10 protein-coding genes, 1 tRNA gene and 1 pseudogene are annotated in these 14,093 nt (G+C 65.2%); 4 read left to right on the forward strand and 8 right to left on the reverse strand.

The genetic code is table 11. The annotated features are described in order from the left end of the window. Window positions 1-135: 135 nt before the first annotated feature. The 5 genes and pseudogenes from AC628_RS39990 to AC628_RS40010 all read right to left on the reverse strand — a co-directional run bounded on the left by AC628_RS39990 (window position 136) and on the right by AC628_RS40010 (window position 6,887). Complete coding sequence (locus AC628_RS39990) at window positions 136-2,490, reverse strand: glycosyltransferase (protein ID WP_074132220.1); 2,355 nt, start codon at window positions 2,488-2,490, stop codon at window positions 136-138. A gap of 266 nt (window positions 2,491-2,756) precedes the next feature. Continuing rightward, window positions 2,757-2,832 (reverse strand) — tRNA-Thr (locus tag AC628_RS39995). A 109-nt stretch (window positions 2,833-2,941) separates the two neighbouring features. Continuing rightward, window positions 2,942-4,769: pseudogene (locus AC628_RS40000) on the reverse strand (heme biosynthesis protein HemY). 20 nt (window positions 4,770-4,789) lie between these two features. Next, window positions 4,790-6,037 carry a COG4223 family protein gene (locus AC628_RS40005; RefSeq protein WP_074132222.1) on the reverse strand — a complete coding sequence of 416 codons (1,248 nt, stop codon included), beginning with the start codon at window positions 6,035-6,037 and terminating at the stop codon, window positions 4,790-4,792. Between the two features lie 121 nt (window positions 6,038-6,158). Beyond that, on the reverse strand, window positions 6,159-6,887 hold the full coding sequence (locus tag AC628_RS40010) for a uroporphyrinogen-III synthase (RefSeq protein WP_074132224.1): 729 nt from the start codon (window positions 6,885-6,887) through the stop codon (window positions 6,159-6,161). 187 nt (window positions 6,888-7,074) lie between these two features. Between AC628_RS40010 and tsaD the strand changes: the two genes are divergently transcribed. Beyond that, the gene (tsaD, locus tag AC628_RS40015; RefSeq protein WP_074132225.1) at window positions 7,075-8,148 is read left to right on the forward strand and encodes a tRNA (adenosine(37)-N6)-threonylcarbamoyltransferase complex transferase subunit TsaD; all 1,074 of its coding nucleotides are present in this window, start codon (window positions 7,075-7,077) and stop codon (window positions 8,146-8,148) included. 13 nt (window positions 8,149-8,161) lie between these two features. Then, a complete protein-coding gene (locus tag AC628_RS40020; RefSeq protein ID WP_074132227.1) occupies window positions 8,162-9,139 on the forward strand; it encodes an NAD(P)H-dependent glycerol-3-phosphate dehydrogenase in 978 nt (325 codons plus the stop codon). A gap of 6 nt (window positions 9,140-9,145) precedes the next feature. On the opposite strand, the gene AC628_RS40025 is transcribed toward AC628_RS40020, so the two are convergent. Further along, window positions 9,146-9,811 carry a haloacid dehalogenase type II gene (locus AC628_RS40025; RefSeq protein WP_245321573.1) on the reverse strand — a complete coding sequence of 222 codons (666 nt, stop codon included), beginning with the start codon at window positions 9,809-9,811 and terminating at the stop codon, window positions 9,146-9,148. A 304-nt stretch (window positions 9,812-10,115) separates the two neighbouring features. Here AC628_RS40025 and AC628_RS40035 point away from each other — a divergent pair, with 304 nt between their 5' ends. Together AC628_RS40035 and AC628_RS40040 are read left to right on the forward strand one after the other, a co-directional pair. Next, window positions 10,116-11,243: an alpha/beta hydrolase gene (locus AC628_RS40035; RefSeq protein WP_074132230.1), complete on the forward strand. Its 1,128-nt coding sequence runs from the start codon at window positions 10,116-10,118 to the stop codon at window positions 11,241-11,243. A 177-nt stretch (window positions 11,244-11,420) separates the two neighbouring features. Further along, complete coding sequence (locus tag AC628_RS40040) at window positions 11,421-11,834, forward strand: EVE domain-containing protein (protein WP_074132231.1); 414 nt, start codon at window positions 11,421-11,423, stop codon at window positions 11,832-11,834. Between the two features lie 155 nt (window positions 11,835-11,989). On the opposite strand, the gene AC628_RS40045 is transcribed toward AC628_RS40040, so the two are convergent. Next, a complete protein-coding gene (locus tag AC628_RS40045; RefSeq protein ID WP_074132233.1) occupies window positions 11,990-13,156 on the reverse strand; it encodes a DNA topoisomerase IB in 1,167 nt (388 codons plus the stop codon). 144 nt (window positions 13,157-13,300) lie between these two features. Beyond that, complete coding sequence (locus tag AC628_RS40050; RefSeq protein ID WP_143202064.1) at window positions 13,301-13,675, reverse strand: hypothetical protein; 375 nt, start codon at window positions 13,673-13,675, stop codon at window positions 13,301-13,303. Between the last annotated feature and the right edge of the window lie 418 nt (window positions 13,676-14,093).

Raw genomic sequence — 14,093 nt, forward strand, 5'->3', positions numbered from 1 at the left:
CTGCGCAAGGCCGCCGCCAGAACTATCGAGACCTTGGAAACAGCGATCGCAGACGCCTTCCACACCTTCACACCGCAAGAATGCTCAAACTACTTCCAGGCCGCGGGATATGGTTCAGCGTGATCGGAATCTGCTCTAGGCGGCGCAAATCGTTCTATAGGCTGCCAGCTGGAGTGCGACCACGCGCCGCGCGGAATGACATTTCTCGAACCACAGACGCGCGGCGTCGCCGCGGCCATCGTCGTCCAGCGGATCAGCAAGGACTTCGAAAATCCGGGCCGCGCACGACTCGATGCTGTCGGCAGCCAGACAGGGCGGCGCTGCTCCGAAGAACTCAGCTGATTGGGCTTCATCCAGATTCGTTATGACCCGGCATCCGAGTGCCATTGCCTCAAAGGTCACTCCGCCCATCGCCGGTATCATGAACTGATCGACCACGACGTCACTCGAGCAGTAGAGCTGTCGAAGCTCCGCCTTGTTGAGCGACGGGATCCACGAAACCATATCTTCGATGCCAAGCTCCCGGATGAGCTCCTTGCTCCGGTGGACGTCAACACCCCACTCAACCAGGATGATGCGAAAATCGCGATCCGTTTGTGCAACCTGCGCGGCCGCCCTCAGAAAAAGATCATTGCCCTTTTGCATTGAAGCCGGCGCCGCGTGCCAGTGATGGCGCGTCGGACTAAAGAATGTGGTGACCTTGGCGTCTCGCACCGGGATCTTGAGCTTTGCTCGAAAGGTCGAAATCTTTTCATCATCGAAGGCATGCGGAAGGTAGACGGTCCGCTCTCTCTTCAGCTTCAGCCGCTTCACGGACGGCAGCACGTCCGAATTGGTCACGAACGAGAAAGCCGCATTCTTGTACGACGCCGAACAAAGAATGCCATTGTAGCTTTTCTCAAAGGGCACTTCCCGCAGCGTGCCATGTTCGTAACACGTGTAATTCTTGAATCCGTTGATGAACGGAATGAACCCGTCGATCGAATAACCCTGAATGATGTCGTAGTGCTCCAATACGTCCGCGAACTCATTGGCGACGGTCGAAGCGAAGGCTTCGACGGAGACCAGGGCTTCTGCCGGATAGTCCGTGAACTGCCGCAGCACGTCACCAAGCAGCGCCGCACGTTGCGAGGCGCTTCGATCCTCTCCCTTGCCGTACTTTTCGAAATAGCGAAACTCCAGGCGATCGATGATCTCCGGGCGGGTCACCACGGGAATGACCAACGCACCGACGTCGACGGCCGCGCTTGTGCTTGCGGCCGTCATCGCGGTGTCGGGATCCGGGATCGCAAGGACAATGCTTTCGCTTGCAACCGGCGTCGCGGCGTCAGGATCCGGCGTCGTAAAGACATCAGCAGGAAACTCGAAGCCAAAACGCGGCAAGCCGCGGGTCCGTCGCTGACTTCGCCAAATGGCGACCGCTAAGCTCGACCAGGCCGCAACTCCGGTTTCCGCCTCACGGCGCAAATGAACAAACACATATTTCGTCAGCAAGGAGCGATAAATCGATGTGAGGCGACTTGGCCCTTTGGGATTTGGTGCACGCGTATCGCGAAGTGTCCCATGCGCATTGCTTTCGCCTGCAGCCGGCGTCGCGGCGTCGGGATTCGGGATCGTGAAGACACCAGCAGGGAACTCGAAGCCGAAACGCGGCAAGCCGCGGCTGCGTCGCTGACTTCGCCAGATTGCGACCGCCAAACTCGATCGTGCGACGACGCCGGTTTCCGCCTCACGCCGCAAATGCACAAATACGTACTTCGTCAGCAGGGAGCGATAGGTCGTGACGAGACGGCCTGGTCCTTCGGGATTTGGATATTCGTCGGCGAGAGCCCGGCTTTGCTCAATCTGCGGATTTGGCGGGGCCGCCATTGATACGGCCGGCGACGTGCGGGAGAGTACAGACTCAGGCTCTATGCTCGCCTCTGGCAGGACGATGGTCGGTCTATCGAGCGGCTCCGGGATTCTGGATGCCTGACTTAACTGGAAGTCCTGAAAATCGCGTGCGATCGAAATGGTGTCTGCCAGATGCTCCGGCATCGGTGGACGGACCCGGCTCTCTGCAGCGGCGATGCCATCAAGCATCTCCCAATACCTTGCCTGCAGCAGCGTCCAGAAAAATGTTGTGGCTTCGCTGTCGCCGGCGTTCTTCGCACGAAGGTACGAGAGGCAATCGAGAACGGGACCTTGCACGAACCAATCCGGTCGCCGCCAACCACCCAACTCGGTGGCCCACCAATCCGGGAACATGTTGTCGACGTGGCCGTCGAAGCTTGCGGCCTCCCATTCCGGGCAACCCATGACGTGGTAGTAGTTGTAGCAAACGACGTCCGCTTCGATGCCAAAGCGACGCTGAATCAGCGCATTGTTGTAGGCGTTGTTTGCGATATTACCGATATGCAGGACGCGCAGCGGGCGGTCGTGAGCGCGCTGGAATTCCTTCGCGAACGCAAGCTGTCCTTGAAGCTCGCTGTCATGACCTTCGCGTCCCAACGCCACCCCCAAGCAATCGTATCTCAGGTATTACGCCTTCCGCGTGCGAACACACAACCCAAGATCGCACGGTCAGCGAATACTGATTCCGCGCGCGACTATTTTGCGTCATGTCGCGCCCCATCTCACCCATCATTTAGTCGGCTTGACCGAATTGCCGTGATGGCGGCTTGGTCACGGTGGCGGTCGTGAGCGGATTGTGCGGTGCGCGAGTACAGGCGGCCAAGGCGCGACCGTGGATCGAAGCGGGAAATGTTCCTGAGGAGTGGTGCCGCAAGAGGGACTCGAACCCCCGACCCCGTCATTACGAATGACGTGCTCTACCAACTGAGCTATTGCGGCGAACCGTTCGGCAACGGCCTGATCATTCGCGCCACCTGATATCGGGCATGACCCCGATTGGCAAGGAAAACGCGGTTATTGAACCACACACCGGTTATCTAACCGCGAATTAGCTTCCCAAACGTGACAGAAATCCGCGCCAACCGCCTATCTGGGCCTTGGGCGGGCCGATTTGTTCCGCAAATTCGTCCACGGCCCCGTCCTCGTCGACCCCGGGGTCATCGGGGGCCCGAATGATCGGAATCACGGCCGGAATGGGCGCCGGCGGTGCCTTGGGCAGATCGGTCCGGGAACGGAACAGCGGGGCCGGCGCCGGAGGCGTTGATTCGGCGGCCGGCGGTGGAGCGGGCTCCGGTGCTGGGGTGCCGTCCGAAGCAGGGGCCGGCTCGGCCTCGATGGCTGCCGGCAGGGGGGGCGTTATCCTGCACGGTCGGCGTGGCAGGCTCGACGGGCTTGGGTTCAGTTGGTTTGGCCTCAGTTGGCTTGGCCTCAGCTGGCTTGGCCTCGACCGCCTCAACCGGCTTGGCTGCCTCCGGCGGTTTGGCCGCCTCGGGCTCGATGGCCACCTCCTTGGGCGGTTCTTTGGGCGGCTCGACGCGGCGCGGCGCCAGCATCGCCTCCTCGAACGGCGAGGGCTCGATCGCGTTGCCCTTGTCCGACGGCAGCGCCGCGACCGGCGTCTGCCACTGGAATGCATCGAGACGGCCGGTGACCGGCGACACCGGACGCCAGCGGTCCGAGACATAGCCATCCGCGGTCCAGGCCGGATCGTGCAGCGCGCGCACCGCGCGCAAGGTCCAGGCCCGCGCCCGGCCGCTGTCGCCATGCTCGGTGCGCTCGATCTCGGCCATCAACAGCGCGACGCGCTGCGTCGGTGCCGCTGTGAACGGCTCCAGCGCGGCGCGCGCTTTCGCAAACTCGGACGCATCGATCGCGGCGCGCGCGATCGCCAGCGCGCCTTCGATGTTGCCGGGCGTCTTCGCCGCCAGCGTCTCGACCCGCACCAGGCGCTGGCGCGCGGAATCGCCGAGCCGCACATGCGAATAGGCGTCGGCGAGATCGGGATGCGGCTGCACGAGCCACGCGGTCTCGACGATCCGCATCGCGCGGCGCACCTGATGCGCTTCGCTCTCGAATTTGGCGGCGAGCACCGCGGCCGGGATCAGCGTCGGCGCCAGCTTGAGCGCCTCCATCGCGCTCGAGCGCGACAGGTCGCGATCGACGGTCTCGAACTCCAGCGCGCGCGCCGTAAGCAGCACGCCGCGCTGCCGCCGATAGGTCGCCTTGTCGATCAGTCCGGCAGTCTGGTTGTTGTCGATGATCGACAGCGCGCCGGCCCAATCGCCCTTGGCGCAGCAGAAACCGAGCACCGCATGCGAAGCCCATGACGAGGACGGCGACATCTTCAGCGCTTCCTCGGCGATCATCACGGCCGCCACCGGATCGTCGGCGCGCTGCGCCTCGATGAACAGGCCGCGCAGGCCGAGCAGCCGCGTGTCGGCGCGCTCGGCCATGGCACGGAAGGCACGCTGCGCGCCGTCGCGATCACCGTCGAGCTGCGCCGATTGCGCGTGCAGCAACAACGCCAGCGGATCGCCTGCTGCGTGACGCCGCGCCACCTCGGCATGCGCACGCGCCGCCGAGGAATCGCCATGGCCGATCGCGAGCAGACCTTGCGTGATGGCGTGACGGCCGCGGGCGTGGCGCCGCTCGCGCTGGCCGCGGCGGATGTGCCCGGGGACCTTCCACAGCGCGCGCAGGATCACACCGGCGACCATCGCGATGACGATGACGAGGCCGAGCAGGTACATCGGCTGCTTGGACGTCAGGCGCAAGCCGCCCCAATTCAGCACGAGATCGCCGGGCTGATCGGCCAACCAGGCGGCACCCGCTGCAGCGAGCGCGATCAGCAGCAGGAACAGAATGATCCGGATCATCAAGAACCTATTGCAAGAATCTATTGATTGACCGTGGCGAGCGCCGCCATGGCGTTGTCGGCAAATTTCCGCGACGCATCCAGCGCGGCGCGGCGCGCGTCCACCTTGGCGAGCCAGGGTTGTGCCGCGGCGCGATCGGTCGGCGGCAACGACTTCAATTCGCGTTCGGTCAATGCGAGATCATTATGCACGGCGGCCGATGTCACGCGCGCGACGATGCTGCCGCGGTCGGTGCCCGTGCCGTCGGTCCGCTCGATGCGGATCAGCTTGGACGCGCCGGCCTGCAGACGATCGATCAGCCCGGCGCTGGCTGCCGCAGCTTCCGGCGGCGGCGGTGCGAGTTGCGGCACGATCTCGATCAGCTCGCGGCATAGTTTATTCGGATTCGGCACGCCCGATGCAGCGAAGACGTCGAGCGGTTTCAGCAGGTCGGGATTGTCGCTGATCGCCTTGGCAGCCTCGAGCGCCGAGGCGTAGGGATCGCCGTGACGCACCGCGACGTCGAGCAGCGATGCTGCGACCACGCGGCGCAGCGGCACATCATCTGCCTTCGCCTCGGCCTTGGTGTCAGCGATCTTGCTGTCTTGCCTCGCGATCGCGGCGCCCTGCGCTTTCACCGCACCCTCGACCTTGTCGATGCGCGCCGTGATGCCGGAGATGTCAGGCGCAGCCGCGCCTTCGCGCGGCGCGGCCTTCGCGTCATTGACCGCCGCGGCAAGCTTGTCGGATTGCGCCCGCGTCGCGGCGAGCTCGGTGCGCAGCGCGGCGATCGACTTGTCGAGCGCCTCGAGCCGCGCCGTTGCCGCGGGATCGGCGGCCGCGGCGACCGGCCTGCCCGCCTTTGCTTCGAGCGCGGTCAGGCGCGTGCCGAGCTCGTCGACCATTGCGGCATTGGGCTGCGGCGCGGACGCCGGCGGCACCGCGGGCCAGCCGAGCAGCCAGCCGACCCCGATCACCAGCGCTGCGGCGACCGCGCCCGATACCGGCGCCACCACCCAGGGCGACACCGGCCGCGACGGCTCGGCCGCGGACGGCGCGGAGGCGGCCTCGGGCTGCGGCTCTGCATGAGGAGCTGGATCGGGATGGAGCTCCGCCTCAGGGGCAGCCGCCTCCGCTGCCTTGTCAGCGTCGTTGGCGGCTTCCGCGCTGCCCTCGGCCTTCGACGGCTCGCTAGCGATCTCGGTCGCCTGAAGATCGATGGTCGGCGGCGCGCGCTTGGGCCGGGAATCCGGCGAAGGTCCTGTGTCGTCGGGCCTTTCTTCAGCCATCGCGAGGGTCCTCAAAACTACTGGCCGCACATTCTATCAGAATCGGCCCGGGTTCTTAGAGCACGATCCGAAAATCGGAGCATTGCCTAACATCATGGTCAGACGAAAGAATTAATTCCGGTCACGGCCGCAGGGCGCGGTCGAGCGCCTCCATCAGGGCGTTTTCGTCCGGGCGCGCCGCCACCACCACCTTGGTCGCGCCGGCGTCATGGAGCACCGCGGCGACCGCGGCCGAGATGCAGCATTGCGGCAAAGCGAGCGCCGAAATCTCCAGGCCGTCGGCCCGGATGGTGTCCAGGAACGCCTGCGCGCTGCGGCGGGAATAATGCAGCACCGCCGTGATCCGGTTCGCCATGAAGGCGTCGCTGACCTCCCTTGGAAGAGCGGCCACCGGCGCCATCCGATAGGTGGTGTGGGTAACGACCGTCAGGCCCTTTTCGCTGAGTTCGCCGGCGAGATCGCGCGACAGGTCGGCACCGGCGAGATAGAGCAGCGTGGCGGACGCCGGCAGGTCGCCGGCCTTCACCTGTGCGAGCACGAGATCGCGCAGCGAGATCGCATCGCCCTTCGCCGCGATCACCCTGTCGAAGCCCGCGGCGCGCGCGGCATCGGCGGTGTGGGCCCCGACCGCGAACAGCGGCAGCCGCAACAGCTGGCTGCCGGCAAGATCGATGGCCCGTGGTGCATTGGCGCTGGTCAGGATGACCGCGTCATAATCCGCATCGTCGTGATGGAACGGCAGCGGCTCGAAGCGCAGCACCGGTGCCGCGATCGCCTCAAAGCCGCGTTGGCGCAGCGTCGCGAGCGTGGCTTCATTGTCCGGATGCGGTCGTGTGACAAGGATGGTCACGGGGTCAGGCCTCCCGCATTACGAATTGGCCCCTGCAGATTGGACCTTGGCGACCGATTGCACTTTGAGACCTCGCAATGCTACCCCGGAGGGGACATTTGATAAGCATGATGTTGCCGAAAACCGGTTCCGGCCTGTCCGGATCATGCTGGTAGCACAAGGGCCGAAATTGGGACACGAACCACCGATGCTGGTGTTGGGGATCGAGACCACCTGCGATGAAACCGCAGCCGCCGTGGTCGAGCGCCAGGCTGACGGACAGGCGAAAATCCTCTCCAACGTCGTACGCTCGCAGACCGACGAGCACGCCCGCTTCGGCGGCGTGGTGCCGGAGATCGCGGCGCGCGCCCATGTCGACCTGCTCGACGGCATCGTCGCCTCCGCCATGAAGGAGGCCGGCGTCGGCTACGGACAATTGTCGGCAGTGGCGGCCGCCGCCGGCCCCGGCCTGATCGGCGGGGTGATCGTCGGTCTGACCACCGCGAAAGCGATCGCGATGGTGCACGACACGCCGCTGATCGCGGTGAACCATCTCGAGGCGCACGCGCTGACGCCACGGCTGACCTGCGCGCTGGCGTTTCCCTATTGCCTGTTCCTGGCCTCGGGCGGCCACACCCAGATCGTCGCCGTGGTCGGCGTCGGCGAATATGTCCGCCTCGGCACCACGGTCGACGACGCGATGGGCGAGGCGTTCGACAAGGTGGCGAAGATGCTGTCGCTGCCCTATCCCGGCGGACCGCAGGTCGAGCGCGCGGCGGCCGGCGGCGACCCGACGCGGTTTGCGTTTCCGCGCCCGATGCTCGGCCGCCCCGATGCAAACTTCTCGCTGTCGGGATTGAAGACGGCGGTGCGCAATGAAGCAAGCCGGCTGGAGCCATTGGAGCCGCAGGACATCAGCGATCTCTGCGCGAGCTTCCAGGCCGCGGTGCTGGAAGCGACCGCGGACCGGCTGACCGTCGGCTTGCGGTTGTTCGAGGAGCGGTTCGGCACGCCGCGCGCGCTGGTCGCGGCCGGTGGTGTCGCCGCCAACCACGCGATCCGCAGCGCGTTGCAGGATGTCGCGGCGAAAGCGCAGACCACGCTGATCATTCCGCCGCCGGCGCTCTGCACCGACAACGGCGCGATGATCGCCTGGGCCGGCGCCGAGCGGATGGCGCTCGGCCTCACCGACACGCTGGAAGCACCGCCGCGGGCCCGCTGGCTGCTCGATGCCAACGCCAAGGCGCCCGCCGGCCACGCCAACAGCCGCGCCGGATATTGAGCCGAGGGGTCCGATGCCCGCGCATATGTCAGTCAGCGTGATCGGGGCCGGCGCCTGGGGCACGGCGTTGGCCGAGGTCGCGGCGCGCGCCGGACGCAAGGTGACGCTGTATGCGCGCAATGCCGAGCATGCCGCGCAGATCGAGGCGACGCGGATCAATCCGAAGCTGGCTGGTGTCCGGCTTCAGCCAAGCATCGCGGTGACGTCGGATATCGCCGCAGCCGCGCACGCGGACATCATCCTCGCGGTGACCCCGGCGCAGCATCTGCGCGCGGCGGTCAGCCATCTCGCGCCGCATCTTGCGCCTGCTACGCCGGTGATCGCCTGCGCCAAGGGCATCGAGCATGGCACGCACAAATTCATGACCGAGGTGGTCGCGGAAGCCGCGCCGCGCGCCGTGCCCGCGATCCTGTCGGGACCGAGCTTCGCCGACGACGTCGCGCGCGGATTGCCGACCGCCGTCACGTTGGCCGCCGGGGCCGAAGAGCTCGCACGCGCGCTGGTCCAGGCGCTCGGCTCGGCGACCTTCCGGCCCTACCACACGACCGACGTGCGCGGCGTCGAGATCGGCGGCGCGGCCAAGAATGTGCTGGCAATCGCCGCCGGCATCGTCGTCGGCAAGAATCTCGGCGCTTCCGCGCTCGCGGCCCTGACCACGCGCGGCTTCAGCGAGCTCGCACGGTTGGGCCGCGCGTGCGGCGCGCGCACCGAAACCCTCGCTGGCCTGTCAGGACTTGGCGATCTCCTGCTCAGCTGCTCGACCGCGCAATCGCGCAATTTCGCGCTCGGCCTCGCGCTCGGACGGGGTGAAACAGCGCCGGTCGGCAAGCTCGCCGAGGGCGCGTTCACGGCGCCGGTGCTGTGCGAGCTCGCCGCCGCGCAAAAGGTCGATATGCCGGTGTCAAACGCGGTTGCCGCAATCCTGAGCGACCGGCTGACGATCGATGCGGCGATCGAAGGCCTGCTGACGCGGCCATTCAAGGCCGAATAACACGCGTCACGCGCCGACGAAGTCCGCGAGATCGCTCAAGCCCGGTCCCACGCCATCAGGCACGACGCCAAGCTCCTCGACGGTCGCAGCGGCGCGATTGATCCAGAAGGTTGGATGGCCGAACCACTTTGCACCCGCGACATCCCAACCGGCGAACGCCGCAAAGACGATCTCCTCTTTGCGCAGGGCGAACGCATCGACACCCATCTGATAGGCGCGGGCGTCGGGCTTGAAGGCCTGAACCTTGTCGGTCGAGAGGTGAGGCTCGAACAGTCCCTCCAGCCCGGAATTCCTGACCACTGCATCGAGCATCGACGCGGTGAGGTTCGAAAGGAACGCCATACGCACGCCGGCATCGCGCAGTCGTCGAAGCGCCGGCAGGACATCGGGCCACGCCTTGAGCTCCAGATACGTCTGCATCAATCGGTCGCGCTGCTCCGGTCGCAGCTCGATCTTCATTGCCTTGGCTGCGAACACCAGCGCGTCCTCGGTGACGCGCCAGAAATCGATGTAGCGGCCGCCAAGGGTCCTGAGCCAGCCATATTCGAACTGCCGGTTGCGCCAGGCGGCGCTCAACTCGGCACCTTTGCCCGGAAACATCTCCTCCACGCGCGCGAACACCGGACGCGGATCGATGATCGGAAAGCCGTCGAAGGCGATCGCCTTGAACAACGGGGCGGCCTGCGGTGCGCGCCTGGTGCGGCAACGCGGCCGCCACCGCGACGGACGCGGCGGTCAAGGCAGTGAATGTCCGGCGATTCAGAGGCATGTGATCTCCTGCAAGACGAGGAGCCACTCGATCACAGGAAAAGCGTCACGGCACAATTGCCGGATTCCGGCAGAGATCATTCCAGATTTCAGAACAATCGACGCCAGCAGGCTGCCCTTCACGGCCAGAACCTGCCGTACTAGCGTGGCTGGCGAACCGTCGGATCCCGGTCGAACAATCGAAAAACGGATCCCAAGGGAAAAACCCATGCGTCGACCGCATCGCGTCCTCCTTTCGATCGGCCTTCTTTCGATCAACCTTGCAGCCGCCCTCGCCGCCTCGTCCACCGCAGCCCACGCCCAAACCGCCGCCTCCTACGACGACCTTGCCAAGATCGAAGCAGCCGCCAATGCCGACAACGGCAAGCGGGTCGCGCCGCTCAAATCGATCGGCAACCCCACCACCGACGTCTCCCCCGAGATGCAGGCGATGATCGGCGCGCCCTATCCGCCGCATTTCAATGCCGCCCCGAAAACCCCAGCGGAATGGAAGGAGCTGATCAATCGCCGCGCCAAGGAGGCCATCGCGGATATTCCGGCGACGAAGGCGAAGCTCGGCGTCAAGGTCGAGGAAACCAGACTTGCCGGCGTGCACTGCTACATCGTGACGCCGAACAAGATCGCGCTCGAGAACCGGCGGCGCCTGCTGATCCACGTGCACGGCGGCGGCTATGTGTTCGGCCCCGGTGAAGCAGCGCTGCCGGAAGCCATCATGATGGCCGGCTTCGGCGGCTACAAGGTCATCTCGATCGACTACCGGATGCCGCCGGACTTCCCGTATCCGGCCGCGATGGACGACGCGATGGCGGTGTGGAAGGAAGTTCTGAAATCGCACGAGCGCCACCGGCTGGCGATCTTCGGCACCTCGACCGGCGGCGCGATGACGCTGGCGATGGTGTTGCGGGCGAAGGATGAGAAGCTGCCGCTGCCCGCCGCCATCGCACCGGGCACGCCATGGTCCGACATCGACAAGATCGGCGACAGCTACGCGAGCAATGAATGGGTCGACAATGAGCTGGTGACCTGGGACGGCTGGCTCGGCCGCGCGGCCAAGCTTTATGCAAACGGGACCAGCCTGAAGAATCCCTACATCTCGCCGATCTACGGCGACTTCAAGGGTTTTCCGCCGACCATCCTGACGTCGGGCACGCGCGACCTGTTCCTCAGCAACACGGTTCGCACCCATCGCAAATTGCGCCGCGCCGGCGTGATTGCCGATCTCAATGTCTATGAGGGGCAGTCCCACGCGCAGTACCAGATGGACATCGATGCGCCCGAGACCAACGAGGCGTTCATCGATATCGCCAAATTCTTCGATCGATATCTGAAGCAGTGAGCATGAGGCTTCTCCATCTGACGCGTTTTCTTCACGCGAACTGGCATCCATCCCGCATCGCGTGCGGGACAGGCTTCGCTCGAAAACGCTTTGGATCAGATGCCCGCGCTTGTCGCGGGCATCGAGCTGCCTGTAGATTGCCGCGCAATGGGCGATCGAGAACGGGGTAAAGTCGCGATGAATTACTGGCTGGTGAAATCCGAACCGGCGACCTGGTCGTGGGACCAGCAGGTCGCCAAGGGCGCAAAGGGTGAGGCCTGGACCGGCGTGCGCAACTTCACGGCGCGGCAGAACCTCGTCAACATGAAGAAGGGCGACAAGACGTTCTTCTATCATTCCAACGAGGGCAAGGAGATCGTCGGCATCGCCGAGATCATCAAGGAAGCCTATCCCGATCCGACCGACAAGACCGGCAAGTTCGTCTGCGTCGACATCAAGGCCGACAAGCCGCTGAAGACACCTGTGACGATGGCCGCGATCAAGGCCGACAAGAAGCTCGCCGAGATGGCGCTGGTGAAATATTCGCGGCTCTCGGTGCAGCCGGTCACCGCGGAGGAATGGAAGTACGTCTGCAAGATGGGCGGGCTGTAGCGTTCCAGCAAACTTCACCGTCGTCCCTGCGAAAGCAGGGACCCATAACCCCAAATGGCGATTGCTGAAACGAGCTGGGGCCACAGCGAATTCTAATCATGGGCGGCCGTGGTTATGGGTCCCGGCCTTCGCCGGGACGACGGAGGATGCGGCGCTTACGCCCCCGCCGCCATCACCACCTGCGCCAGCAATTGCTCGCGCTTGCTCTGGGTGCGGTAGCCGCCCATCGTCGCGGCGAAGCGTTCGAGGATGCCGTCCTCGAACGCGGTGACGATGGTGTCGTGGACATAGCTCTTGCGGCAGATCGCCGGCGTGTTGGAAAGCTGATCGGCGGCGGCGCGGATCGCGTCCAGCACCTGGCGCTTGCGGCCGCGCTGGCTGGCAGCCGGCGTGATCCGCGACAGCGATTCCACGACGACGGCCGACGCCATCAGGGTGCGGAAATCCTTCAGCGAGATCTTGATGCCGGCGAGCTCGCGCAGGAACGCGTTCACCGCCGTGGTCGAGGCGGCGCGCACGACGCCGGAGCGGTCGTAATACTGGAACATGCGCTTGCCCGGGACACCGCGCAGAATGCCGATCGCGCGCACCAGCTTGGCCGCGTCGCATTCCTTGCGCACCGCCTTGCCGCCCTTGGCCTTGAAGGTCAGCACCAGGCTGTCGTCTTCCAGCGTGACGTTGGACTTCAGCAGCGTGGTGGCGCCGCGGGTGCCGTTGAGGCGGGCATAGGATTCGTTGCCGGGCCGGATCGCGGTGCGCGCGATCAGCTCGATCACCGCCGACAGCGCGAACTCGCGGGTCGGCTCGTCGCCGGAGAGGAACGCCGAGACCTTGCGCCGGATCTTCGGCAACGCGGCCACCAGCTTGCCCAGGCGATGCGCTTTGCGCTGCTCGCGGACCTTCTCCCAATCGGCGTGATAGCGGTATTGCAGCCGGCCGGCCGCATCGAGGCCGACCGCCTGCAGATGGGTGTTCGGATCGGTGGAGTAGCGCACCTGGCGATAGGCCGGCGGCATCGCCATCGCGTGCAGCCGGCGAATGGTGCGGGCGTCCCGGACATGCGAGCCATTGGCGCGAACGAACGAATAATTCTTGCCGCGCTTGACGCGGCGGATGGTCAGCTCGTTCTGGTCGCCGAGCCGCAGGCCGAGGTCGCGCGCCAGATCTTCAACTGAAGTCTTGATGGCAGCTGCGGCCGGGGCGTCGAGCTTGATCTTGGACTTGGGTGACGGCTTGGGCCATTGGCCCAGCGCCTTCGCCAGGGCGACAGCGGGATCGGCGGACATGGGCCGCACAGCCGCGATGTTCTGCTGATCCATCATACTACTCGTCAGACGCCTTGTTCCGCTGTTCTCCCGGTAATGCCGTTGCTTCGGGCTTCGTTCCGGTGGGCCGTCCGGCCTCGGAATGGCGATTTAGGGCGTCAGGGCTGACATTGCGAGTCGCGAATCGGTTATTGGCGGTTCCTAAATACCTTTCATGGGTGCCATTCGCCCGCTAACCTTGATTTTGGGCTGTCCGGCATCGGTCAAAACAGCGGGAGCGCGGTCCGGGAACCGGGCTTTGGAGGACCGCGACGACGGAGGAGACAGGTCAGGGACCATGCCGTTTCCGGCCCAGACCTTGGAGGGAACGCGCCACGCACGGGAGCTGCGCCGGCGCTCCGGCGCGACATCGCCGGCGCAGATGATCGCGACTGCCTTCGACAATTCATCGAAGCGCGCAGTGAGCGGTCCAGCACGATAGGTGTCGAAGCGCCACGTCCCGGCCGGCGTCACCGCGCGGCTGAACGTTGCCTCGAGGCTCTTCAAATCGCCGGCCAGACCGATCGTGATCGCCAATTCTTTCGCGACACCGATCGGCTCCGACGACGGCGCGAGGCGCAAGCGAGCGGAGCGGCGAACGACACCACTACGACCAAGAGACCAGTGACCTAGAGCACACGATGGAGCATAGGTTTCACTCGTCAACGAGGCGCGGTAAACCGCCCAATCAGATGTGGCAGCCGGCGCAATGCCCGGCGGCTTCGACGCGACGAAAGTGACAGTCCTTTTTCCTTGCCGGGCCGGAATGCGGCAACGCATAATCGCGGCAATGATCAGGACGGCTTGCCACCGCGTTGTTTGCGATCGGCAATGAGTGGAGGAAAATGATGTCCGAGAAGATCTATGACGTGCCGGCCGATTGGGCCAAGCGCGCCTATGTCAACGACGCCAAATATCGCGAGATGTACGCGCACTCGGTCAAGGATCCCAACGG

Source organism: Bradyrhizobium sp. NAS96.2, from assembly GCF_001908235.1.
Lineage (GTDB): Bacteria > Pseudomonadota > Alphaproteobacteria > Rhizobiales > Xanthobacteraceae > Bradyrhizobium.